Below are 23,035 nucleotides of genomic sequence, written 5' to 3' on the forward strand. Positions count from 1 at the left end.
TGAACACTCTGTACATTCTAAATACTAATAAATTAATTCAAACAAAGACATTGACTAATCGTAAGAAAGGCATGAGCCCAGTAGATTTCCGGGTTCATGCCCTCAAAGCTGTGCTTATTTAAATAAAGTGTCTAACTTTTGGGCTCACTGGGACGAGGTTACATATCGTATGCCAGCTACCATTCAGTTACCTTTAGGTCCCCCTTTGTAAAGGACATTAATTTTGAACTTAAACAAAGGAAGGTACTACCTCATTGAATAAAAAACAAGCAAAGGAGCTTGCCGTCGATACGATGCAAAATGTCAACCTACCAAATCCCGCGAAACTATTAAAAAGCTATCCTTTTCAATTGTATGAACATAAAAGCTGATGATGAATTGGTCAAATAAAGAACTGATTTACAAAATCTTAACATTGGATTAATGTGGGATTTATATTAAATGATTATGATTAATCCGTAACAAACAGTAATAAACATTAATAATTCCACATTAAATGGAGGCACTTTTTATGAATTACACATTCAAGAAGAATTGTTACAAGTCTATTCAAGCTGTGATGTTAGGAGTGAGTGTACTAGGATTAGCTGCTTGTGGAGCTACTAAAGAGGAGACTGCTCCAGTTATTAAGGATCCAAGTTCGTTAACCCTGAAAGAAATTGAAACAAAGGCAAAAGAAGAGGGGACAATTAATAGTGTCGGTATGCCTGATTCATGGGCTAACTGGGGAGAAACGTGGAATGAAGTGATGAAAAAATATACATTGGAACACAATGATACAGATTTATCCAGTGCCGAAGAGATTGCCAAAATGGAATCTGAAGGAGAGAATGCAACAGCTGATATCGGCGATGTAGGGGTTTCCTTTGGGCCCATCGCGGAACAAAAAGAATTAACGATGCCATATAAAACTTCCTATTGGGACGAGGTACCTGACTGGGCAAAGGATGACAATGGAGATTGGGTTGTTGGCTACCAAGGAACGATTGCATTCTTAACTAATAAAGAATTAGTAGATAACCCGCCAAAATCATGGGATGACATATTAAAAGGAGATTATAAAGTAACAGTTGGAGATGTTCAGCGTGGTACACAGAACCAAATGGCCGTTCTTGCTGCCGCTAAGGCTTACGGTGGTGATGAAACAAATCTCCAACCAGGAATTGACTATTTTGCTAAGCTTGCCAAGCAAGGCCGCCTTAGCTTAACTGATGCCAAGCCGGCTAACATCGAAAAAGGTGAAGTGGAAGTTGCCCTTGTTTGGGATTTCAATGCTCTTGGCTACGCTGACCAAATTAACCGCGATCAATTTGACGTCGCCATTCCAAGTGAAGGTTCAGTCGTAAGCGGCTACGCAACTATTATTAACAAAAATGCAAAGCATCCGCATGCGGCAATGGCAACTAGAGAATATATCTTAAGTGATGAAGGACAAATTAACTTAGCTAAAGGATTTGCCCGACCAATTCGCGATGTAGAACTTCCGAAAGAAGTAGCTGAAAAAATGGTTCCAGAAGAACAGTACAAAAATGCAAAACCAATTGAAGATTACAAAGCTTGGGAAGAAACGGCTAAAAATTTACCACAGCTTTGGCAAGAAGAGGTGTTAGTCCATGTCAAATAAAGTTATAGCAATTATTGTTGATGGTATGAGATATGATAAAGCATGTGAGGCTCTTGGATTTATTCAACATCTAGTTGAAACAAATCAGGCAGCACTTTACAAAGTAAAGTCGGAACTCCCAAGTCTTTCCCGTCCATTATATGAAGTGTTACTAACAGGTACACCGGCATCAGTGAACGGAATTACGTCCAATCAAGCCGTTCGCTTATCTACTGAGAAAAGTCTCTTTCATCTTACGAAAGAAAACGGCTTAAGAAACGGAACGGTATCTTATTACTGGGTAAGCGAACTTTATAATCGCGCGCCATTCCATTTTATTGAGGATCGTGAGCAAGAGGAAGAGTCTAAGCCGATTCAATATGGGAAATTTTATTGGGATGATGACTATCCGGACAGTCATGTGTTAATGGATGCAGAAGCTTTGCGCAGAAAGTATGACCCACACTTTTTATATATTCATCCGCTCGGTGTAGATGTAAAAGGAGAAATTTTCGGTTCGGAATCGAAAGAATATCGTGAACAAATCTTAAAAATGGGAAGCTTGTTGGCACAACTTTTGCCAATTTGGATCAAAGAAGGTTACCACATTTTAATTACATCTGATCATGGCATGAGTGAATATGGCAACCATGGCGGCATAACTGATGGTGAGCGTGATGTACCGCTCTTTATCATGAGTCCAAAAGTAGAGCCTGGCGTTTACAGTGAAGTAGTTCCGCAATTAGCTTTTGCACCGCTCGTTTGTGAACTTTTAGATATTGAGCCGTCCAATAAAATGATTTCATATCAATTTCCAGGTCTGAAAGGAAAAAATACCCTTTAAAAAAGATACACTATTCAACATTAAAATGAAGAATGAAGGTTGACGGGAATTGGTTTAACGAACGTACTGTTGTTAAACCAATTCCCAAATTGTTAGAGAACATAGAGGAGCGAGAAGTCTTGCGAAAAATTAAAAAACAAAAAATTTACTTATTAGCTCTTTTACTGCCATTTATTTTGTTTGTGATTGGATTTGAAATAGGACCATTAGTGGCAATGATTAAAAATAGTTTTTATGCAGACAATGGAATTCAAGTTACGATTGATCAATATATCACCATATTTAAAAGTAAATTTTACTTACAAGCCATTCAAAATAGCCTTGTCATTTCTTTATTTTCTGCTGTAACTTCTGTGATTATAGCAGTCATTGCAGCCTATTCGTTTACAAAGTTCTCACAAAAAATACAAAATCGCTTACTGATGATCGCCAATATGACGTCGAACTTTGAGGGTATTCCCCTTTCATTTTCATTTATTATTTTACTTGGAAACAATGGGTTGTTTACGTTGCTTTTTTCAAAGATTGGTGGGGATGTGTTTGCGGATTTTAATTTATATTCATGGACAGGCCTCATTCTTGTTTATATATATTTTCAAATTCCGCTTGCTATTATGCTCATCTACCCATCTTATCAAGGAATTAAGAAACAATGGAAAGAAGCCTCTTCATTATTAGGAGGATCAACATTATCATTTTGGCTTCACATTGGGATTCCAGTTCTTTTACCTAGTATTGTAGGTACATTCAGTATTTTGTTTGCTAATTCGATGGGAGCTTACGCTACAGCGTATGCATTAGTAGGCAGCAACTATAACTTATTGTCATTGCAAATTGCCTCTCTAGTTGCTAGTGACGTTGCATTAAAGCCGCAGCTAGGTAGTGCGATGGGAGTTCTTCTAGCAGCGACAATGATTGGAGCGATGTGGTTCAATGAACGAATGATGCGCCGCATTAGGAGGGATTTAAGATGAAATCTTCATTGACTTTTCATAAAGTGATTGTTGGGTTACTAGTTATGTATTTATTAATTCCGCTTGTAGGAACATTTTTATTCTCGATTGCCGGTAAATGGGATCATACCATTTTACCTGAGAGTTATACAATGGATTGGTATATTGAATTATTTCAAGATGAACGGTTTTATGATGCTTTTCGACGAACGCTGTTTTTAATTGTCATGTCAGTAGGTCTTAGTGTTGTTATTATGCTTCCGACTATCTTTATCATCACGGTATATTTCAGTAAATGGGAAGGATTACTTCAAGCAGCAGCTATGCTTCCTTATGGAATTCCTCCCATTGTTGGAGCTGTAGGATTAATCAAGGTATATTCAGATGGACCGATTCAAATTGCCGGAACACCTTGGATTTTAATCGGTGCTTATTTCATTACGATTCTGCCATTTATGTATCAAGGTATTCGTAGCAGTCTTCGTACGATTAATGCTGTGCAGCTTGTTGATGCAGCTGAATTACTCGGTGCTACAAAATTCCAGGCGTTTCGCACAGTGGTGTTTCCAAATATAATATCTGGTATTTTAGTGTCTACCTTATTATCAGTCGCTCTTTTATTTAGTGAGTTTGCTTTTGCCAATTTGCTTGTCGGGGGCCGATTTGAAACCATTCAAATTTATCTTGCCGACAAACTAAACAGCAGTGGTCACTTAACAAGTGCAATTGTTATTACTTATTATTCAATGATTTTACTTTTAACGGGGATTGTATTAAAACTTACGTTTAGAAACGAAAAAAATCCTGTCGTGTCAAATAAGAAGCGAATTCCTTCATTTTTAAAAAAACAACACTGTAATAAAAATACTGCTATAGAAGGTGAAAAGTAATGTGCTATGTAACCATTGATCAAGTGACTAAGGGGTATGAAAATCAAGTCGTTCTAAATGACATTTCTTTAACATTAAAAAAAGGAGAATTTGCTACACTTCTTGGGCAAAGCGGATGCGGGAAAAGTACATTATTACGTTCCATTGCGGGGCTTGAAGGTGTGGATGTAGGAAGAATCTTAATTGATGGAAAAGATATTACTAATTTATCACCGCGTCAGCGTGAAGTCGGTATGGTATTTCAGTCTTATGCGCTTTTCCCAAATATGAGCGTTTTTGACAATATCGCGTACGGCCTTAAAATGAAAAAGGTAAAAAATATTAAATCAAAAGTGAAAAATATGATTGATATGGTTGATTTAATAGGAAAAGAAGAGTCGTATCCTCATCAATTATCTGGTGGACAACAGCAGAGGGTTGCTCTTGCCCGTGCGCTTGTCATGGAGCCGAAAGTACTGCTTTTGGATGAGCCGTTAAGCGCATTGGATGCTAAAATTAGAAAAAGTTTGCAAAAAGAATTAAAGAGAATACAGAAAGAGTTAGATATTACAACTATTTTTGTTACCCATGATCAAGAAGAAGCAATGACGATGTCTGATCGAATTTTTGTCATGAATAAAGGAAAAGTTGTACAATCCGGTTCTCCATCAGAAATTTATACTTCTCCAGTCAATACATTTGTTGCAAAGTTTATCGGAAATTATAATGTTTGTAATATGGAAGTTTTCCATAAACTTGTTCGCAGCACAGAATTAAAAGGGAATGAAGTCGCCATTCGTCCTGAAGTTTTACAATTAGTTTCTGCTGGTGAGGATAGCTTGGATTTACAAGAGAACTGGGGAATTAAAGGGTTTATCAAAGATGTTTCTATGACAGGGAATGTTTTAAGATATGAAGTAGAAACAGATGAGTCCGCTTTCCTTGTAGACTATCTTCACCACCGAGGGAAAATGTTTGAGCAAGGAGCACGCGTTCATATTCTTGTACCGAAGGAAGAATGCATTATTTTATAAATTATTAATGATCACGGGGGAAGTAATATGTCTGTTTTGCCAGAAGAAAGAAAGAATGAAATTTTAAAAGAACTTAACAAAATGGGAAAAGTAAAAGTTATGGAATTAGTTGATCAATTTAATGTTTCAGAGGAAACGATTCGACGTGATTTAATGATATTAGAGGAAAAAGGACTTTTAAAGAGGGTTTACGGTGGAGCGATTAAAACAGTTTTTGAATTTGCGGAGCCTCCATTTACACAGCGTAAAACGGTGAATCAAGTAGCGAAAATCAAGGTTGGGAAAAAAGCAGTAGAACTCATTTCTAACGGAGATGTGATTGCCATTGATGTAGGGACAACCATGCTTGAATTTGCGCAGTGTATCGAAAATAAAATAGACATTACGATTTTGACCAATTCTCTTCCTGTGTCGTCTGTGTTAACCGAATTGCTCAATGAAAATAAGTTTACAGGACAAATTCTATTACTAGGAGGACAAATTGATCCAAAGCATCAATCTATAAGCGGCGGTCTCACTGAACAAATGTTAAACCAATTTAATATTGATAAAGCGTTCATTTCAGCTGGTGGTGTTTCCATTCAAAGTGGGGTTAGTAATTATCATTTACATGAAACATTAGTTTCACGCAAGATGGTCGAGGTATCAAAGCAAGTTATATTGCTAACGGATTACTCTAAAATTGGTGTCGACACATTTAGTAAAGTTTGTCCTCTAGAAAAAGTCGATGTGATTGTCTGCGAGCAACCATTTCCAGTGGAATGGAGAAATCATTCAAAATTAGAGGAGATCAATTGGATTCAAGCATAGTCAATCCGTAAAAGGACATATCGAGATGGATGAAGGAGTTCTCTCTCTTTTTTGATTGGATTTTTATTGATAGCAGGTATAAAAGCTAGAAAGAGAATTTAATAGATAGAATGAGAAAAGGGGCTATATAGCATGAGTTTCATTGCGATAGATTTAGACGGAACATTATTAAACGACCAGAATGAAATTAGTGAAGAAAATATAAAGGCGGTTCAATATGCCCAAGATAGAGGCTTTGAAGTAGTTATTTCAACAGGACGGGCTTATTTTGACGTTCAAACAATTTGTGAAAAAGCCGGGATTTCCCCATTTGTAATCGGGACAAATGGCGCAACCATCCATTCCAAAAGCGGAAAGTGCATTTCTTCTATTACGATAACTAAAGATTGTGTCGAATCTATACTCCAATGGTTAGATGAACGGAATTATTATTACGAAGTGTTTACTGATAAAGCCATTTATACTCTTAAAAAGGGTAGAGAACATTTCCATAATGAGATTAAAAGTTTGAAAAACGCAGATTTGAATACAGATATGAAAGAATTAGTTGAAGTAGCGGAAAGGCAATTTGACCAGTTTGGATATGTTTTAGTTGAAAACTATCATGATATCTTAAAACAGGAGGAAGAATTCTATAACATATTGGCATGTTCTTTTGATAAAAAGAAATTAGAAGAAGCATGGAACCAATTCAAACAGTTTGATGAGTTGATGGTTGTTTCATCTGCTGATCACAACATTGAAATTACTAGTAAAAGAGCTTCAAAAGGAATGGCCCTTGAAAAATTGGCTTTTTTGAGGAATGGCTCCCTGGATCAGGCTATGGCAATCGGGGACAGCAACAATGATTTATCCATGTTCCAGAAAGTTGGATACAGCGTAGCGATGGGAAATGCGAAAGATGTCATAAAAGCTGTTTGTACAACGACAACCCTTAAAAATGATGAGAATGGGGTAGCTTATGCGATTTATCGATATATGGAGAACTTCGTGGTTCAAAAATAAGTGTCAATGCCGAAGGAGAGAGCGATAAAATGGCATGGATATATATCATAATGGCAGGACTTTTGGAAATCGTCTGGGTGATCGGTCTTAAATATTCTCACGGATTCACCAAAATTATACCTAGTATAGTAACGGTAGTTATTATAATCTTTAGTTTCTTTTTACTTTCAAAAGCTTTACATTCCATTCCCTTAGGAACTGGTTACGCCATTTTTACCGGATTGGGAACGGTGGGAACAGTAGTAATTGGGATGCTTTTTTTGGGAGAGACCATTAATCCACTGAAAGTATTTTTTATGGCTTTAATGATATTGGGGATAATTGGAATAAAGATCAATCCGGCACAACCTAAACATTAAAGGAAATGATATGATTTATGCAAGGTTAGGAGATGATTCAATGGCTTGTTTTTTTCTTCTTATTGCCGGATTTGCCGAGATCGGCAGTGTTATAAGCCTGAAACGTGCAGACGGGTTTAAAAAATTGCTACCCTCTGTAGCGTGTCTTTTTTTGGGGAGTTTAAGCTTTTATTTTCTTTCTTTGTCATTAACTTCTATTCCAGTGGGGACTGCCTATGCAATTTGGACCAGTATCGGCTCTGTTGGAAGTGTTTTAGCAGGAATGATCTTCTTTAATGAACCTAGAAGTTTAAGATTAACCCTATTTATTATGTGTATTATTGCAGGGGCAGTAGGTATTAAAATGACTTCTGGACATTAAGGTCAGGGTTTTAAATGGCAATAAGTAGATTTGGTGGCCTATTTACTAAAATTTTGTATGCTATCGGTGGTCTTACTCCATCTATACTGATGTTCACTGGTGTCTATATGTGGTGGTATAAGAAAAAGAACAAGAACAAACGGAAACAGAAAATCGACTCGAGAGCCGTAGCATAAACACACGGCGATATGAAATCCCTTGTAATCTTATCGCTTATATCCATGTCAAGTAAATTTCAAGAAAAATTATTTACTCCCGGATCGAAGGCCGGGAAGTAGACGTCTATTTAATGGGCAGCAGTTTTACCTTAACTTTAATAGCTTTATAAAATGTCCGATTCTAATATTATGGAATCGGGCATTTTTTTATGCAAGGAAAGCATCAATTTCCCCAGTATTAGGTTCCTGTATTGGTATCTAATTTCCAATGGATATAGATATGATTAGCAAAATATCCTACGCAATGTATAGCCATTTATACTCATCATGTAAAGGTCCATATGATACACGATTTGGTAGCATACTTAGATTCACATCCAAAAAGTCTGCTAACTCTCTTTGCGGTGGAAGTTTTGTGCCTGGAACTAAACGCCCCTATATAATGTTACATTCTACTGCTTAGCTAATGCCTGATAAATCGGTCTATCTTCTCGATTTAATGTCGGCTTCCATGTCATTGAATATTTTTCAAACGGATTAATAGGCACAATCCTCATCCTTTTTTCATACATTTATAAAATTGTATGGCAACAAATTCAAATCCATAAATTCCTTTAAGTATTCATCCATAAGAGCCCGATTTTTAATGAATAAAGGACATTACCTATTTGATATAAACTAATATGTAATGTCCTTTAATTTTATCTATATTTTTTAAATGTAGGTCTTGATAAACAATGATATGTGGCAAATAGACATATTTTTCCTAATATTGCCCAATTAACATATGATATCGATAATAGATCAATAAAGGCCCAGGTCGAACTGGATGCCAAAAGATATAGTATTCTCTAGTGGAAAAGGAATGGAGAAAGCCCAAATAAATAACTGACTGCTCAAAAAAAACGTATTTCGGTCCATTAACAGACATTTACTTTTATTATTTAGATAGTTAAAGTTATAAACAATAATAAAAACTTACTATTCAGTATTATTCGAAAAATAAAAATGGAGGATCGGATGAATACAAAAGTATTAGTAATAGGTCCTATAGATTTAGTAGAACTAGTGTTTACTATCGGCCAATCGTACTCTGACATTACCATGTTACCTGCACCTTACAAACATGAACAGGAAACAATAGAAGTGATTAAAAGAAGAGTCGACGAGGCGGATGTTTTATTCTTTGTAGGCATAATTCCTTATCAAATGGCAAAGAATCAAAATATTACAAAACCTATGGTATTTATCCCCTCAACAGGAACATCCTTGTATCGTACTCTTTTTAAGATCATTACAGAAACTTCTTTTAATCCAATCAAGGAACCGTTAAGGATTAGTATAGACACATTGCCAAATAGAGAAGTAAAAGAGTGTTTTGAGGATTTAGAAATATATCCAGAAAAGATGTTTCTGAAAGCTGATCAAAAAGCGGATGAATTGGTTCATTTTCATTATGAATTATGGAAAAATAATCAAACTCAGGTGGCCGTTACCTGTGTTAAATCCGTATACGAATCGTTAAAAGGGCTAGGGGTGCTAGTATTCAGGGTTCTCCCTACAATGTCCGCTATTCGAACTAGCTTGAATAATGTTCTTTTGGAGGGGAAGGCCTTGCTTCAAAGCGATACACAAATTGCCATTGGTATCCTGCATTTTAATAACTTGCTTTCTTCTTTAAAAAAGCCCATATCAGAATATGGGGAACAGCGAAAAAAGGCTGCACTTCAAAATCTTCTAATCGATTTTTGTGAAGAGGTCCAGGCTATTTTTGACTGGTCAGAACGAGATGAAGTCCGATTTATAACCACTCGGGGCGCCATTGAAAGGACTACCCACAAATATAAAAAAGCTCCGCTATTAGATGAGATAGCCATGAAAATTGATGTAGAGACCACCATTGGAATAGGATTTGGACATACAGCAAACGAAGCGGAAGTGAGTGCTCGTAAAGCACTTATGAAAGCGAGAGTTAATAAACCGAGTTGCTTTGTGGTTGACATGGATGGAACTGTTTTTGGGCCTGTCGGAAAAGATGGGAAATTGAAATATTCCTTGCGGAGTGACGACCCACATCTAATGAATTTAGCAAAAACAGCTGGGCTCAGTATTGCAACCATAAACAAATTACTTTCCTTTTGTGAGTGCTTTGGCAATAGATGCATCACTTCAAATGATCTTGCTAACGGATTAGGTTTGACCATTAGGAGCGCTAGGAGAATCCTGAATACCCTTGAAAATACGAATCTAGCTGTCATCGTGGGTGAGGAACAGCCCATTAACCGGGGGAGACCCCGACAGTTATATGAATTTCAATTTTCCAGGGAGTCAGTCAAATAGGGTTTTATTCATTTAATAGTGAAGAAAGGGGAAATTTTATGAGAATAGCAATTGGTCAGTTGGCTCACGAAACGAATACATTTTCTCAAGTAAGAACGACAGTCGACTTATTTAAAGTATGGGAATGGACCCAAGGAGAGGAACTTCTCGATAGGCATACTGGTGTATTGGATTATTTGGGTGGGATGATCCATCGGGGAGAAGAGCTAGGGATTGAAATTGTGCCGACCTTTGCAGCCATGGCCAATCCATCAGGAACGATAACACCTGAAACGTTTCAAAAAGCAAAAAATCTATTAATATCAAGCATTATGAATTCGGGCAAACTGGACGGGATTTGTCTATTTCTTCATGGAGCAGGAGTAGCAGAAGGTATTGACGATATTGAAGGTGAGATTTTATCGGAATTAAGAAGCATTTTGGGATCAGAAATACCAATCGTAGCTGCTTTGGACCTGCATGGTAATATTACGGAAACCATGGTTAAAGAAGCAGATGTACTACTCGGCAATATAGATTACCCTCATACGGATTCCTATGAAAGGGGGATAGAAGCGATTGATGTAACTGCTCGTATCATTCAAGGTAAAGTTAACCCGGAAATGTCTCTAACTAAATTACCATTACTTATTCCTACTACTACTTCCTACTATTCTCCAATTAAAGAAATCAATGAATGGTGCCAGGAATGGGAAAAGCATCCTAAGGTGCTTGATTGTACCTTATTTCACGGCTTCCCATATTCAGATATCCCTCACGCAGGAGTTTCAGTAATTGCCATTACGAACAATGAACCCTCATTAGCACAAAAAATTTCAGATGATATAGCTGTTAGAATTTTTGAGAAAAAAGATGAATTTTTTCCTATATTGCCTTCACCAAAGAAAGCCATTACATATGCTTCCTCCCAGAAGGAAATGCCCATCATCATTAATGAAGCTTCCGATAACCCTGGTGCGGGTACACCAGGAGATGGCACATTTTTATTGAAGGAAATGATTGAAGCAAACATTCCAAATAGCTGCTTTGGATTTATTTTTGATCCAGGAGTTGCGGAAATGGCGCATAAAGAAGGTGTGGGTTCCCTAATTCAAGTCGAATTAGGCGGTAAAACAGATACATTACACGGCAGCCCTCTAAAAATATCAGCTTATGTAAAAAGTCTATCTGATGGCAAGTTTATTCAATCCTCACCGATGTGGAAAGGAAGCAAAGTGAACCTGGGTAGGAGTGCAAGATTATTGGTTGGAAACGTGGATATCATTGTATGCTCTGTAAATTCACAGACATTTGATGAACAAATTTTCCTCCTTCATGGAATCGATGTTGAAAAATCAAGTATTGTTGGATTGAAATCATCTCACCATTTCCGGGCAGCCTTCATGCCTATTGCTAAAGAAATTATAACTATTGACTCGCCAGGGTTAAGCAGTGCAAAGCTATCAACCTTTAATTACAAGAATATAAGCAGACCTATTTACCCTTTTGATTCTAGTTTAAATAATCTATTAGTCTAACTAAAATATAGGATGTGATCAAATGCTAGACGTAATAATAAAAAATGGAAGGGTTTATGATGGAACAGGAAACCCATGGACGAAAACTGACATTGGAATAGAGGATGGAAAAATTGTTTTTATGGGAAATTTAAGCGGTGAACAAGCTGTACGAACTATCGATGCCAATGGGTTGGCAGTTTCCCCAGGGTTTATTGATCCTCATGTCCATTCTGATTTGCTCTGCACCGTTCCGGAAGTTCATAAAATAAAGGCACTTCAGGGTGTGACTACAGAGTTATTTGGACAGGATGGCATTTCTGTCGCTCCTGTATCGGAAAAAACAAAGCCGTTATGGCAAAAACAATTAAGTGGACTAAATGGCGATATCGGGGAGTGGCCCTGGAATAGCATTGATGAATATTTTTCATTTCTAGAAAAGTCAAAGATGATAGGCAATGCTGCTTACCTAGTACCTCATGGCGCGGTCCGTTCCTTGGTTATGGGATTTGAGGATAGAGCGGCTACTAAACAAGAATTGGAAAAAATGCGTTTGCTGGTCGAGGAAGGAATGCGTTCAGGAGCAGTAGGCTTGTCCTCAGGTTTGGTATATCCGCCAAACGTTTTTTCCAATAAGGAAGAATTAATTGAAATATGTAAGGGTACTGCGAAATATGACGGCTGTTTCGTTGTCCATATTCGCAATGAAAGCATTCACTCGTTAACTGCATTGGATGAAGTCATAGATGCCTCCAGACAATCGGGTGTAAGATTACATATTTCCCATTTTAAGATAATCGGCCAGGGAAATCGGGATAAATTTAAGAAAGCACTTGACAAGATGAATGCCGCTAGACAGGAAGGGATTGAAATTACTTTTGATCAATATCCATATTCAGCCGCTTCAACCGTTTTTCATGCCATACTTCCGCCTTGGATGCATTCAGGGGGAACGGAAGAAATGCTGATTCGATTGGGTGTTCCAGAAGTACGAAAAAGAATCACGGAAGAATTTAAAACAAACACAGAATATGAAAATTGGGTGTTAAATTGTGGCTGGAAAAATATCATTATTACATCCGTTCAAACTACTTCGAATAAAAGCTTAGAAGGTAAAGGTATGATTGAAATTTCAGAAATTAGGCAGCAGTCCCCTGAAGATGCCGCATTTGATATTCTGATAGAGGAAAAGGGAAATGTAGCCATGGTTATTCATTGGGGTTTTGCAGAAGATGTTCTGCTGGGCATGTGTCACCCACTGCAAATGGTAGGATCTGATGGGATTTTTGGTGGAAAGCCGCATCCTCGGTTATATGGGACATTTCCGAGAGTATTAGGAAAATATGTTAGGGAAGAAGGAGCTTTGACACTTGAACAAGCCATTCGTCGAATGACAGGTGCTCCTGCGCAGCTGATGAGATTAAAGGATAGGGGGTTAATAAAAACGGGTTATCAGGCAGATATTGTTATATTCGATCCTGACAAAATTAAAGATCGAGCTACATTTGAGAATCCGCTATCAGAGCCAGAAGGCATACTTGCAGTTTATATAAACGGAAAATTAACCGTTTACCAGGGGGAATACACAGGAGCACGAGATGGAAAAGTAATCAAAAGTATTCCAAGTTCAAAAATTGATACAGTGGGAACATTCCAGGGTCGATAAATAATTCCAATTAATTTGCCTACGAAAAATGAGTAGAAAAGGGAGGAATAAGATGAAGCGTTCCATTGGAGTGTCCCAAAATAAGCACTTTATATTATTTTTACTGTTTGTTGGTTATCTGGTTGATTACTTGGATCGGATGGTCATGAGTGTGGCTGTTGTATCTATTAAGGAAGAATTTAATTTGGATGCTGCTGCTGTCGGGGCGATTTTAAGTAGCTTCTTCTTATCCTATGCTATCATGCAAATACCAGGAGGATGGCTGACAGACAAACTGGGCTCGAGAAAAGTCTTAATATGGTCCATCATAGTGTGGTCGGTTTTTACCGTATTTACCGGTTTTGCTTGGTCTCTTATTTCGTTACTTATCATACGTTTTCTCTTTGGACTTGGACAAGGAGGGTATCCTTCAGCTTCCCAAAAGGGGCTTGCGGATTATTTTCCCCGGGATGAAAGGCCAAAGGCTTCTGCTTACTTGATGTCATCCAATTACTTTGGGATGGCACTTGCCCCATTGGTGGCTGCGCCGATGATTTTATTTATGGGCTGGAGAAACATGTTTTATGTAATCGGATTGCTAGGAATACTGTTAACGATAGCTTTCTGGGTGTATTTTAAACCAAAAGAAAGCACTGCTCCATTAAAAGAAAATAGAATTCCAATGAAGGAATTGCTGATGAATTCCGGATTGTGGAAAATAACCGTCATGTGGTTTGCTGCCGGAATAGTAAATTGGGGGCTTTCTTCCTGGATTCCATCTTATTTGATGGAAGCAAGAGGAATGGATCTGTTGTCCATGGGTTTTTATGCAGCGTTACCGGGTATTTCAACTGGAGTTGCTATGTTGTTCAGCGGATGGGTTCTTGACAGGTTTTTTAATAACTTAGAAAAATATTATGCAGCATTTGGCATGCTCATGTCAGGGATATTCCTGTATATGATGTTTACCTCGACCTCCCTTGAAGCAGCTATGGTATATTTGAACCTTTGTATGGTCTTTAAAAGCTTTGCCTTTACAGTTGCCTTTGCTTTGCCGCATAAAATCATGTCTAAAAAGGTTATCGGTTCCGCAATGGGAGTAATTAATATGGGGGCACAGGCGGCAGGATTCATATCACCTCTTGTCATGGGCTTTATAATCACCCTTACAGGATCCTACAATGGGGCCTTTTGGTTCTTAATCGCTTGTTCCGCCATTTCAATAATTGCTGCGCTATCCATTAAAAAGAATAATCATATGAAGCAACCAAAAGATGTTGACTTATTAGCATAGTACATGAAAAGGCGACGCATACCTTGCCAAAAACGATAAAAATATGAAAATTCAAAAACCCCGGAGTTGGCCTTGAAAGCCACCCCGGGGTTTTTGAATTAATTTAAGAAGACTCAAAAATAAGCAGGTTTCTCTTTTTCCTTCCCTTCATTGAAAAATTTGTAGTTTTTTCTAGTATCATCAGCTACAGTACAAGCCGTTTTATAATAAAGACATATCATATTACGAAGGGGAAATCTTGAAAAACTGAGAAATGGATTTATTCTTCTATTGTTTTTTCATCCAAGAAACTCCATCTCTCTATTAATAAATTTTTAAAAAAAGGAGACATTTAGGGAATGTGGCCAATTAACAATGGTAAGGAAAGGATACATCAGCCGAATAAAAGTACAATGCTGTCCATACAAGAGATAAAAGCCATTGAGTCCTGGATATCTCAAATAGGGATATTCCAATTTTATTTAACCGCTGCACAAATAGTATCTACCGCCAGAAAAACGCTAAAGTTCAAGTATAAAATGATCGGGCATGGTCTTAACAGAGTCGTCTATGATTTAAATAATGGCTATATTTTAAAAATTGCATTGTCAGAAATAGGATTAATAAGCAATGCAAATGAAGCCTATATATATAATAACTGTAATGAGGAAGTCAAAAAGTATTTATGTCCGGTTAAGGAGCATGGGACGGGCTGGATTATCATGAAGAAGGTGGACACGAAAGTGCCGTTTGCAATCAAGGAATATACGAAACTGATCACGTTGGAATTAAAATTCCTGAGGTACGGTATTATACCCATAGATTTGCGTTTAGATAATGTCGGATATAACGAGAATGATGAAATGGTTGTCATTGATTATGGTTTATTCACCATGGATCTCAAAAGCCCCGTGCTGCGATGGTTTGTTTGATCATGGGTCTATCCAAAGAAAATATAAAATGGAAATTACAATGAAGTGATTAGGCGAAGCGGTGAATCTTGTGGGCCGTTCTTGATTTTATCGAATTGTTTAAATGAAAGAAGCATGTTACGAAGGGCTTTTTGTGCAACATGCTTTTTTATCTGGTTTAAAGGATCATAAGTGATGACACAACGCTTGCCACTTTTTTATCATTTTGAAATAAATCTGCGAGTACATAAGCAGTTTTTTTCCCGATTCGGTCTACTTTTGCTTCAACCTGTACGTCTCCTAATCTCACTGGTCGATGAAAGGTAGTATGTAAATCAATGGATGCGAAGGATTGTCCGATGCTTAATTTAGATGATATCGCATAAGCCATCATAATATCCGCTGCAGAAGTGACAAATCCACCCATTGCTACACCAATTCCGTTAATAAACTTTTCATCTACTTTCCATACACCTCTCGCAATTCCATCCTGGGCATAATTTGCTTCAATCTGTAACGTTAGATCACAATTCGGAGGTTGTTTCCCCTCTGTTAAAACTTGTAAAAGTTCATGTCCTTTAAGTGATTTCCCCATTAAATTGCCCCCCTTGAATAAGTTGAAACTACAGAATATTCTAACATATATCTCGATGTTAAATGTCAATGAAGTTGTTGAGTTTACAAATAAAGTAAATGAAAATGAAGAAGGGAGCGGATTTCTGAAATCAACTGGAATGTTTTTTGTTGGGTTGTAAAATTTCAACGTTGATTGGAACGTAGGGTACTCGCTTTCCGCGGGCGGTCCCGGGAGCCTCCTCGGCTTCCGCCTGCGGGGTCTTCCTAGACACGCTTTTCTAAGCAGGAGTCTCGAACACCCGCTCCAATCAACTGTAATGGATTTTTAGAAAAAAACTGTAGGCATAATGGCTTTTCTTCGAACTTGCCTACCTTCTTATAGTTTTTTTTGCTTTTTAACTAAAAGGCATATTATCTGATTGAAATTTGAAGTTATTAATTATCAAAAAAATCAAAAATCTCCTTCTTTTTCTAATTAAATTGTGATAGTGTATAAAACAAAGAAGGATTACCTTCACCATTTTTATAATAAAAAGTATTTGATTCGTCGGAAAGGGGTAATATTTTGGAACATCTTCCTTTTAAATTATTAGTAAAGGAAAAATTTGACCATTTATCGGCAGGTCAAAAAAAAGTTGCCGCTTACCTGATTGAAAATTTGGATGAAGCCGCCTTTAAAACGGCATTTCAAATTGGTCGGGAAGCGGAGGTTAGTGAAACGACGGTCATTCGGTTTTCCTATTCATTAGGATTTGAAGGGTTTAGTAAAATGCAGGCCAGAATTCAAAAACAGCTGCTGCACCAAAATCATATAGACATATCCAATAGTGATTCCATTCTCGGCATTGATGACAAGCAAGATCCATTTACCAAAGTGATAGAAAACGAAGTTCATATTTTAAGACATCTATTAGATCATACGAACGTTCAGGATATATGGAGAGCTGTCGATGTCTTGATCCAGGCTGATCAAGTATTAATTGCAGGGCATCGCATTTCCCATGCCGCCGCCTATTGGTTCTCCTATACTCTAAGTTCATTAAGGGAAAATGTAAGTTTATGTTCACCAACAGGTGACTTTTATGAAAAGTTTTGTAACCTCACTAACAAGTCTGCGATAGTTGTTTTTTCCTTTCCGAGGTATGCGAATGAAACATTAAAAGTTGCTGAGTGTGCCAAAGAACAAGGAGTTTGTTTAATTTCAGTTACAGACCGCCTTCTGTCACCTGTTGGCCGCATCGCTGATATTGCATTGACAACTGAAGAAAACGCAGAAACCGGAACCAATTCAATCGCTTCCGTTATTAGTTTATTGGACTTGGTTATTGCAGGCATACATCAAAAAGACGAAAAACGGATCCATACCCATCAGCAAAAATTAGAAAGGCTATATTCAAGTTATGAAGTGTTTAATGAATGAGTTTTTAATAAAGTTAAAATTCATGTAAAGGAGGAGGTGCATCATTATGAACCCGATTCAATATATTGATCAGCATCAAGAATCATTGATAAAGTCCTACCATGACCTGCATTCTTTGGCTGAGCCAAGCTGGCAGGAGGAAAAAACGTCTTGCTATATATTAAAATGTCTTAGGAAAGCAGGAATAACCACAAAAACATTTCAGAGCCATCATGGAATCATTGCCGAGATTCCAGGCATCTCAAAAAAGGTTGTGGCATTAAGGGCTGATATGGATGCGCTTGTTCAGGAAGTAGATGGAATTGTAAAGGCCAATCATTCATGTGGACATGATGCACATAGCACAATGGTTTTATATACAGCATTGGCCATTGCCTCCAGTGGAATCCGTCCTAAACACACTCTCCGATTTATATTTCAGCCTGCGGAAGAAAAAGGAGAAGGCGCTCTTCAAATGATCAATGATGGCGCATTGGAGGATGTTACATATTTATTCGGGGTACATGTAAGACCCAGTACGGAGGTTCCTTATATGAAAGCTTCCCCCGTCATTGTCCATGGCTCTGCCGAAACAATAAGGGGAACAATCAAAGGCATTCAGGCCCATGCATCCCGACCGCAAGATGGAATAAATGTCATCGAGGCAGCGGCTTTGCTTATACAAAAATTACAGCAGATTAATCTAGTTACCGAAACTCCTTATTCCATCAAAATGACTCAATTTGAAACAAAAAACAAAGCATCAAACGTCATCCCGGAAACAGCTGGCTTTGCAATTGATGCCAGAGCACAGTCAAATGTTGTAATGAATGAACTAAATAGCTTAACAAAGGAAGCTATTGATCAGACAATGGTGCAAACTGGTACATCCATCTCCTGGTCTGCGGAAGAATTTGTTCCAGCTGCGAGCTTGCATGAAAAAGCGATAAAGCTGGCTGAGGCCGCCATAGGAGATATCATTGGGACGGAAAATGTCGTTCCAGCTTGTGTTTCTCAAGGAGGAGAGGATTTTCATTTTTATACAGCCCAAAATCCTGATATAACCGCAACCATGATAGGGTTAGGCTGCGATTTAACGCCTGGTCTTCACCATCCGGATATGAAGTTTAATTTACAAGCACTAATTTATGGAACGAAAATTTTAATTAACACAGTAATGATGGCGACAGAAGAAGAGAATTTTTCACTATAAAAATCTAATTAAGAGGTGTTTCATGAAAAATACCGCACTCGCATCACAAACGGATGTCCAAGTAGCTTCAGATGGAAAACAGCTGGAGCGCAAGCTCAAACCAAGGCATCTTTCCATGATTGCAATCGGCGGAACCATTGGAACAGGGCTATTTTTAGCAAGCGGTTCCATCATTCATACCGCGGGTCCTGGAGGAGCTGTAGCTGCCTATATTATTGCCGGAATCATGGTTTTCTTTCTGATGACAAGCTTAGCGGAAATGGCCGCCTTTATTCCTATTACAGGCTCTTTTAGCACATATACATCAAGGTTTGTCGATCCGGCTTTAGGGTTTGCGATCGGATGGAATTATTGGTATAACAATGCAATCGTAGTCGCTCTTGAATTAGCAGCTTCCTCCCTGATCATGAAATTTTGGCTGCCTTCTGTCCCGGGCATCATTTGGAGCGCATTATTTCTTGCAATCATATTTGGCCTGAATATCTTATCGGTAAAAGGATATGGGGAATCAGAATTCTGGTTTGCCATTATAAAGGTTTTAACGATTATCATTTTTATAGCGGTAGGATTATTAATGATTTTTGGAATAATGGGCGGTCATGCCGTAGGTTTTGAAAATTTCACCAATGGGGAAGCACCGTTTAAAGGTGGCTTTTTATCCATAATAAGTGTCTTTATGGTGGTTGGATTTGCTTTTCAAGGCACTGAGTTAGTAGGAATTGCAGCCGGGGAGAGTGAAAACCCGAGAAAAAATATTCCCAAGGCTATTAAGCAAATCTTCTGGAGACTCCTCTTGTTTTATGTATTGGCGATCATCGTGATTGGATTTTTAATAAGCTATGACGATCCGCGTTTGTTAAGCTCGGATATTGAAGATATTGCGGTAAGTCCCTTCACACTAGTTTTTCAAAACGCCGGGCTTGCCATAGCTGCCTCCGTTATGAATGTGGTCATTCTTACTTCTGTTCTTTCAGCAGGCAATTCCGCCATGTACGGAGCTTCTCGCGTCCTTTGGGTGCTGGCGAAAGAAGGAAAAGCCCCTTCGTTTCTAAAAAAAGTGAATGCAGGCGGCATTCCAGTGAACGCTGTGTATTTTTCTACCATCGTTGGGATGGCAGCCTTTCTAACCTCCCTTTTCGGTGAAGGCACGATTTATACCTGGTTATTGAATGCTGCAGGTTTATCCGGTTTTATATCCTGGTTAGGAATTTCGATAACACATTATCGTTTCCGGAAGGCGTTTATTGCACAAGGAAGAGATTTGAAAGATTTGCCTTATGTATCAAAATGGTATCCATTCGGTCCGATATTAGCCACAATTTTATGTGTTACAGCTATCCTGGGACAAAATTACTCTGCTTTTTTCGGCTCTGAGATTGACTGGTATGGAATTTTAATTTCTTATATTGGGCTTCCTTTATTTCTCCTGGCTTTTCTAGGCTATAAAATCGTAAAGCGAACAAAAAGAATTCCATTGCAAGAAGCTGATTTCAGTAGTCAGGAATGATTTCTTTGTCAAAAAGATAGGGAAGTACGACATTTTATAGTAAATAAGGGGTTAAGTGCCTAGCCCGACAAGCGAACAGCTGTTTAACTAACTTGACCAGCTTATGGTTGTTTGGACAAAAAAGGCGCTTGGGCTTTTCTTAGGAGGTTGACCATGACGAAACCACAGGAAATTGTAATTTGTTCTCTTCATCGAATTGAAGAGCTTGAGGACGTAAGAAAGCTAGAATCTAACATTTGGGGAGATACTGATTCAATCCCCTCACACCAAACCATAACAGCAGTGAAAAACGGCGGTTTGGTTTTAGGAGCTTATTTCGAGGGTCAGCTGATTGGATTTCAATACAGCTTTCCGGGTTTTAATGGTAAATCAGCCTATCTTTGTTCACATATTCTAGGCATAGATGAGCAATTTCGCAACAAAGGTATAGGGGAGAAGTTAAAGTTAGCCCAACGTGAGGAAGCGTTAAAGCTCGGCTATTCCCTTATTACCTGGACTTACGATCCTTTGGAAAGTATTAATGGGTATTTGAATATAGCCAAGCTTGGCGGGGGATGTTCCTCATATATCGCAAACTGCTATGGAGAAATGGAAGATCTTTTAAACAGTGGAGTTCCTTCTGACCGCTTTCTTGTCGAATGGCATATTGGCAAGAAGGAGACAACGGATTCTAGTGGACGGGAAATTCTGCTGGACCTTATGATGGAAAACTCGCTTATTCAATGGGAAACAATTGAAAAGGGATTGCCAGTTCCATCTTTCACTCTTCCTCTGCCAGAACAAGAATATGATATAGCTTTTGTGGCCATTCCAAAAGATTTCCGAACAATAAGAGATACAAATATTCAAGCGGCCAATGAATGGCGAATGAAAACCAGGGACATATTTACCGATTTATTTCAGCAAGGATGGGAGGTAACAGATTTTATAAAGAACTCCATGACAGAAATTCCGGTTCAGTTTTATGTGCTAAAAAGGAAATAAGCAGGGAGATTTTAATATGAGCCCGTAATTTCAGGCTGCTGTCAGCCTATTTAATAAAAAATTGGTAAGACTGTGTCTTTTAACAGTTTTATCACCAAAGGAGAATTTCTAAGTGAAAATTAAACAAGTTATTCTAAGGCATCTTAAGCTAGACTTGCTTGAACCTTTTACAACTAGCTTTGGGACGGAATACAATAGGGATTTCATCCTTGTAGAAGCAAAAAGCGAGGATGGCATTTCCGGTTGGGCTGAATCGGTTGCGATGCTCGACCCTCTGTATAATGAAGAGACCTTAAAAACAAACTGGCATATACTCGAGGATTATCTAATTCCAATTATTCTTAAAAATGAAATCAAGCATCCGGATGAACTCTCTGAAAAATATTTCTCCCATATTCGTGGTAATTATATGGCAAAAGCAGCTTTAGAGGGTGCTGTATGGGATTTGTATGCGAAAAAGCAAGATGCTTCTCTCTCAAGTGTGTTAGGTGGAACAAAAAAGAAAATTGAAGTGGGGGTAAGCATCGGAATAAAGGACTCGATCGATTCGACCCTAGATATGATTGAAGCTCGTCTCGGTGAAGGCTATAAACGCTTTAAACTAAAAATCAAACCGGGCTGGGATGTTGAATTAATAGACAAGGTCCGAAAAGTATATCCTGAAATCCCGCTCATGGCAGATGCAAATTCAGCTTATACCTTACAAGATATAGACCGGCTATCCGCCTTGGATGATTATAAATTAATGATGATTGAACAGCCGCTTGCCTATAACGATATCATTGACCATGCAGATTTACAATCAAGGTTAAAAACACCTATTTGCCTGGATGAAAGCATTCACTCCTTAGAGGATGCAAGGAAAGCTATTAAATTAGGCAGCTGTAAAATTATTAATATTAAGATTGGCCGTGTCGGAGGTTTGACCGAATCCAAGAAAATCCATGATTTATGTCTTGAACATGAAATTCCGCTATGGTGTGGTGGTATGCTGGAATCAGGCATTGGAAGAGCGCATAATATTGCAATCACTTCACTGCCAAACTTTACTCTTCCGGGAGATACCGCAGCTTCCTCCCTTTACTGGGCAGAAGATATCATTGACCCTGAAGTTACAGTGGAAAACGGAATAATCAAAGTTCCGGAATTGCCTGGAATTGGCTATGAACCAAGCTTGGAAAAAATCAATAAGTATACTATACACAGTCAAACATTTAATTTAAGTTAGAATTAGTTAAAAGAAAAAGGGCAGTTACTTGCTTCAACATCTATTTGTCAACAATCACTGCTAAATATGGACCTTCAAGTAAAGCTTATTTAATCGTTCCGATAGTGGGTGCATTTCTTATTGATGTTTTTGCCATGCCAATTATCATTATAAGTATTAATCTATTTAAATGATAATTTGTTCTTAATGATGGAATGAATTTCATAATTAGTAGCTTTGTTTATCGGGTTTATTATAATGCATGAAAAAAGTGGTTTTATTGCAAAGCCCTAAATGGTCAAAATATAGTTTAGAATATAGTGACGATACCGAATGTTTTTGATTGTATCAAGAACATTCGGTATTGTCTTTTTTTTCCGAAATTGCCCACATAGCAGTTAATACACATTGGTTTTTCTGTCTGATTATTAATGCAACAGAACCCCATCAATTTCAAGTAGGTATGAACGACCTTGTGTGTATAGCAC

20 protein-coding genes and 2 pseudogenes are annotated in these 23,035 nt (G+C 37.9%); 20 read left to right on the forward strand and 2 right to left on the reverse strand.

Annotated elements, in window-relative coordinates:
- Nucleotides 1-248 precede the first annotated feature (248 nt).
- The 10 genes and pseudogenes from ACFX4I_RS11535 to ACFX4I_RS11580 all read left to right on the forward strand — a co-directional run.
- Nucleotides 249-353: pseudogene (locus ACFX4I_RS11535) on the forward strand (nickel import ATP-binding protein NikD); the annotation flags it as partial.
- A gap of 158 nt (nucleotides 354-511) precedes the next feature.
- Nucleotides 512-1,624 carry an ABC transporter substrate-binding protein gene (locus ACFX4I_RS11540; RefSeq protein ID WP_230304177.1) on the forward strand — a complete coding sequence of 371 codons (1,113 nt, stop codon included), beginning with the start codon at nucleotides 512-514 and terminating at the stop codon, nucleotides 1,622-1,624.
- Nucleotides 1,614-2,447, forward strand: a complete 834-nt coding sequence (locus tag ACFX4I_RS11545) for an alkaline phosphatase family protein (RefSeq protein WP_230304178.1) — start codon at nucleotides 1,614-1,616, stop codon at nucleotides 2,445-2,447. Before ACFX4I_RS11540 ends, ACFX4I_RS11545 begins: the two co-directional genes overlap by 11 nt.
- A 119-nt stretch (nucleotides 2,448-2,566) precedes the next feature.
- A complete protein-coding gene (locus ACFX4I_RS11550) occupies nucleotides 2,567-3,421 on the forward strand; it encodes an ABC transporter permease (protein WP_377420702.1) in 855 nt (284 codons plus the stop codon).
- Nucleotides 3,418-4,290: an ABC transporter permease gene (locus ACFX4I_RS11555; RefSeq protein ID WP_230304180.1), complete on the forward strand. Its 873-nt coding sequence runs from the start codon at nucleotides 3,418-3,420 to the stop codon at nucleotides 4,288-4,290. Before ACFX4I_RS11550 ends, ACFX4I_RS11555 begins: the two co-directional genes overlap by 4 nt.
- Nucleotides 4,290-5,303, forward strand: coding sequence for an ABC transporter ATP-binding protein (locus ACFX4I_RS11560; RefSeq protein ID WP_230304181.1), 1,014 nt, complete (start codon nucleotides 4,290-4,292; stop codon nucleotides 5,301-5,303). The genes ACFX4I_RS11555 and ACFX4I_RS11560 overlap by 1 nt, the downstream gene beginning before the upstream one ends.
- Nucleotides 5,304-5,330: 27 nt before the next feature.
- Nucleotides 5,331-6,113, forward strand: coding sequence for a DeoR/GlpR family DNA-binding transcription regulator (locus tag ACFX4I_RS11565; protein WP_230304182.1), 783 nt, complete (start codon nucleotides 5,331-5,333; stop codon nucleotides 6,111-6,113).
- A 132-nt stretch (nucleotides 6,114-6,245) separates the two neighbouring features.
- The gene (locus tag ACFX4I_RS11570; RefSeq protein ID WP_283932884.1) at nucleotides 6,246-7,118 is read left to right on the forward strand and encodes a Cof-type HAD-IIB family hydrolase; all 873 of its coding nucleotides are present in this window, start codon (nucleotides 6,246-6,248) and stop codon (nucleotides 7,116-7,118) included.
- A gap of 29 nt (nucleotides 7,119-7,147) precedes the next feature.
- The gene (locus tag ACFX4I_RS11575) at nucleotides 7,148-7,477 is read left to right on the forward strand and encodes a DMT family transporter (protein WP_098373169.1); all 330 of its coding nucleotides are present in this window, start codon (nucleotides 7,148-7,150) and stop codon (nucleotides 7,475-7,477) included.
- Nucleotides 7,478-7,517: 40 nt separating this feature from the next.
- A complete protein-coding gene (locus ACFX4I_RS11580; RefSeq protein ID WP_377420705.1) occupies nucleotides 7,518-7,838 on the forward strand; it encodes a DMT family transporter in 321 nt (106 codons plus the stop codon).
- Nucleotides 7,839-8,353: 515 nt separating this feature from the next.
- Here ACFX4I_RS11580 and ACFX4I_RS11590 read toward each other — a convergent pair.
- Nucleotides 8,354-8,553, reverse strand: a pseudogene (locus ACFX4I_RS11590) (GntR family transcriptional regulator); the annotation flags it as partial.
- 463 nt (nucleotides 8,554-9,016) lie between these two features.
- On the opposite strand from ACFX4I_RS11590, the gene ACFX4I_RS11595 reads away from it, so the two are divergent.
- The 5 genes from ACFX4I_RS11595 to ACFX4I_RS11615 all read left to right on the forward strand — a co-directional run bounded on the left by ACFX4I_RS11595 (nucleotide 9,017) and on the right by ACFX4I_RS11615 (nucleotide 15,682).
- Nucleotides 9,017-10,336: a helix-turn-helix domain-containing protein gene (locus ACFX4I_RS11595; protein WP_377420707.1), complete on the forward strand. Its 1,320-nt coding sequence runs from the start codon at nucleotides 9,017-9,019 to the stop codon at nucleotides 10,334-10,336.
- A 38-nt stretch (nucleotides 10,337-10,374) separates the two neighbouring features.
- Complete coding sequence (locus tag ACFX4I_RS11600) at nucleotides 10,375-11,853, forward strand: M81 family metallopeptidase (protein ID WP_377420709.1); 1,479 nt, start codon at nucleotides 10,375-10,377, stop codon at nucleotides 11,851-11,853.
- A gap of 22 nt (nucleotides 11,854-11,875) precedes the next feature.
- Nucleotides 11,876-13,498 (forward strand): N-acyl-D-amino-acid deacylase family protein, encoded by a 1,623-nt coding sequence (locus ACFX4I_RS11605; protein WP_377420711.1) that lies wholly within the window; start codon nucleotides 11,876-11,878, stop codon nucleotides 13,496-13,498.
- Between the two features lie 52 nt (nucleotides 13,499-13,550).
- Nucleotides 13,551-14,771: an MFS transporter gene (locus tag ACFX4I_RS11610; protein ID WP_377420713.1), complete on the forward strand. Its 1,221-nt coding sequence runs from the start codon at nucleotides 13,551-13,553 to the stop codon at nucleotides 14,769-14,771.
- Between the two features lie 338 nt (nucleotides 14,772-15,109).
- Complete coding sequence (locus ACFX4I_RS11615) at nucleotides 15,110-15,682, forward strand: hypothetical protein (RefSeq protein ID WP_377420715.1); 573 nt, start codon at nucleotides 15,110-15,112, stop codon at nucleotides 15,680-15,682.
- 157 nt (nucleotides 15,683-15,839) lie between these two features.
- Here ACFX4I_RS11615 and ACFX4I_RS11620 read toward each other — a convergent pair whose 3' ends face one another.
- Complete coding sequence (locus ACFX4I_RS11620; RefSeq protein WP_377420717.1) at nucleotides 15,840-16,256, reverse strand: PaaI family thioesterase; 417 nt, start codon at nucleotides 16,254-16,256, stop codon at nucleotides 15,840-15,842.
- 546 nt (nucleotides 16,257-16,802) lie between these two features.
- On the opposite strand from ACFX4I_RS11620, the gene ACFX4I_RS11625 reads away from it, so the two are divergent.
- The 5 genes from ACFX4I_RS11625 to menC all read left to right on the forward strand — a co-directional run bounded on the left by ACFX4I_RS11625 (nucleotide 16,803) and on the right by menC (nucleotide 22,568).
- A complete protein-coding gene (locus ACFX4I_RS11625) occupies nucleotides 16,803-17,657 on the forward strand; it encodes a MurR/RpiR family transcriptional regulator (protein WP_377420719.1) in 855 nt (284 codons plus the stop codon).
- Nucleotides 17,658-17,703: 46 nt separating this feature from the next.
- Nucleotides 17,704-18,849, forward strand: a complete 1,146-nt coding sequence (locus ACFX4I_RS11630; protein ID WP_377420721.1) for an amidohydrolase — start codon at nucleotides 17,704-17,706, stop codon at nucleotides 18,847-18,849.
- A 22-nt stretch (nucleotides 18,850-18,871) separates the two neighbouring features.
- The gene (locus tag ACFX4I_RS11635; RefSeq protein ID WP_377420723.1) at nucleotides 18,872-20,356 is read left to right on the forward strand and encodes an amino acid permease; all 1,485 of its coding nucleotides are present in this window, start codon (nucleotides 18,872-18,874) and stop codon (nucleotides 20,354-20,356) included.
- Nucleotides 20,357-20,509: 153 nt separating this feature from the next.
- Complete coding sequence (locus ACFX4I_RS11640) at nucleotides 20,510-21,340, forward strand: GNAT family N-acetyltransferase (protein ID WP_377420725.1); 831 nt, start codon at nucleotides 20,510-20,512, stop codon at nucleotides 21,338-21,340.
- A 112-nt stretch (nucleotides 21,341-21,452) separates the two neighbouring features.
- Nucleotides 21,453-22,568, forward strand: a complete 1,116-nt coding sequence (menC, locus tag ACFX4I_RS11645; RefSeq protein ID WP_309519069.1) for an o-succinylbenzoate synthase — start codon at nucleotides 21,453-21,455, stop codon at nucleotides 22,566-22,568.
- The last annotated feature ends 467 nt before the right edge of the window (nucleotides 22,569-23,035 follow it).

The organism is Peribacillus sp. YIM B13472, assembly GCF_042788005.1.
GTDB lineage: Bacteria > Bacillota > Bacilli > Bacillales > DSM-1321 > Peribacillus > Peribacillus simplex_E.

Excerpts from the sequence above, each read along its gene's own strand:
- ACFX4I_RS11635 (WP_377420723.1), top strand. The coding sequence starts at position 18,872 with ATGAAAAATACCGCACTCGCATCACAAACGGATGTCCAAGTAGCTTCA.
- ACFX4I_RS11570 (WP_283932884.1), top strand. The coding sequence starts at position 6,246 with ATGAGTTTCATTGCGATAGATTTAGACGGAACATTATTAAACGACCAG.
- ACFX4I_RS11615 (WP_377420715.1), top strand. The coding sequence starts at position 15,110 with ATGTGGCCAATTAACAATGGTAAGGAAAGGATACATCAGCCGAATAAA.
- ACFX4I_RS11620 (WP_377420717.1), bottom strand. The coding sequence starts at position 16,256 with ATGGGGAAATCACTTAAAGGACATGAACTTTTACAAGTTTTAACAGAG.
- ACFX4I_RS11560 (WP_230304181.1), top strand. The coding sequence starts at position 4,290 with ATGTGCTATGTAACCATTGATCAAGTGACTAAGGGGTATGAAAATCAA.
- ACFX4I_RS11630 (WP_377420721.1), top strand. The coding sequence starts at position 17,704 with ATGAACCCGATTCAATATATTGATCAGCATCAAGAATCATTGATAAAG.
- ACFX4I_RS11555 (WP_230304180.1), top strand. The coding sequence starts at position 3,418 with ATGAAATCTTCATTGACTTTTCATAAAGTGATTGTTGGGTTACTAGTT.
- ACFX4I_RS11580 (WP_377420705.1), top strand. The coding sequence starts at position 7,518 with ATGGCTTGTTTTTTTCTTCTTATTGCCGGATTTGCCGAGATCGGCAGT.
- ACFX4I_RS11640 (WP_377420725.1), top strand. The coding sequence starts at position 20,510 with ATGACGAAACCACAGGAAATTGTAATTTGTTCTCTTCATCGAATTGAA.
- ACFX4I_RS11575 (WP_098373169.1), top strand. The coding sequence starts at position 7,148 with ATGGCATGGATATATATCATAATGGCAGGACTTTTGGAAATCGTCTGG.
- ACFX4I_RS11600 (WP_377420709.1), top strand. The coding sequence starts at position 10,375 with ATGAGAATAGCAATTGGTCAGTTGGCTCACGAAACGAATACATTTTCT.
- ACFX4I_RS11540 (WP_230304177.1), top strand. The coding sequence starts at position 512 with ATGAATTACACATTCAAGAAGAATTGTTACAAGTCTATTCAAGCTGTG.
- ACFX4I_RS11565 (WP_230304182.1), top strand. The coding sequence starts at position 5,331 with ATGTCTGTTTTGCCAGAAGAAAGAAAGAATGAAATTTTAAAAGAACTT.
- ACFX4I_RS11545 (WP_230304178.1), top strand. The coding sequence starts at position 1,614 with ATGTCAAATAAAGTTATAGCAATTATTGTTGATGGTATGAGATATGAT.
- ACFX4I_RS11595 (WP_377420707.1), top strand. The coding sequence starts at position 9,017 with ATGAATACAAAAGTATTAGTAATAGGTCCTATAGATTTAGTAGAACTA.
- ACFX4I_RS11610 (WP_377420713.1), top strand. The coding sequence starts at position 13,551 with ATGAAGCGTTCCATTGGAGTGTCCCAAAATAAGCACTTTATATTATTT.
- ACFX4I_RS11605 (WP_377420711.1), top strand. The coding sequence starts at position 11,876 with ATGCTAGACGTAATAATAAAAAATGGAAGGGTTTATGATGGAACAGGA.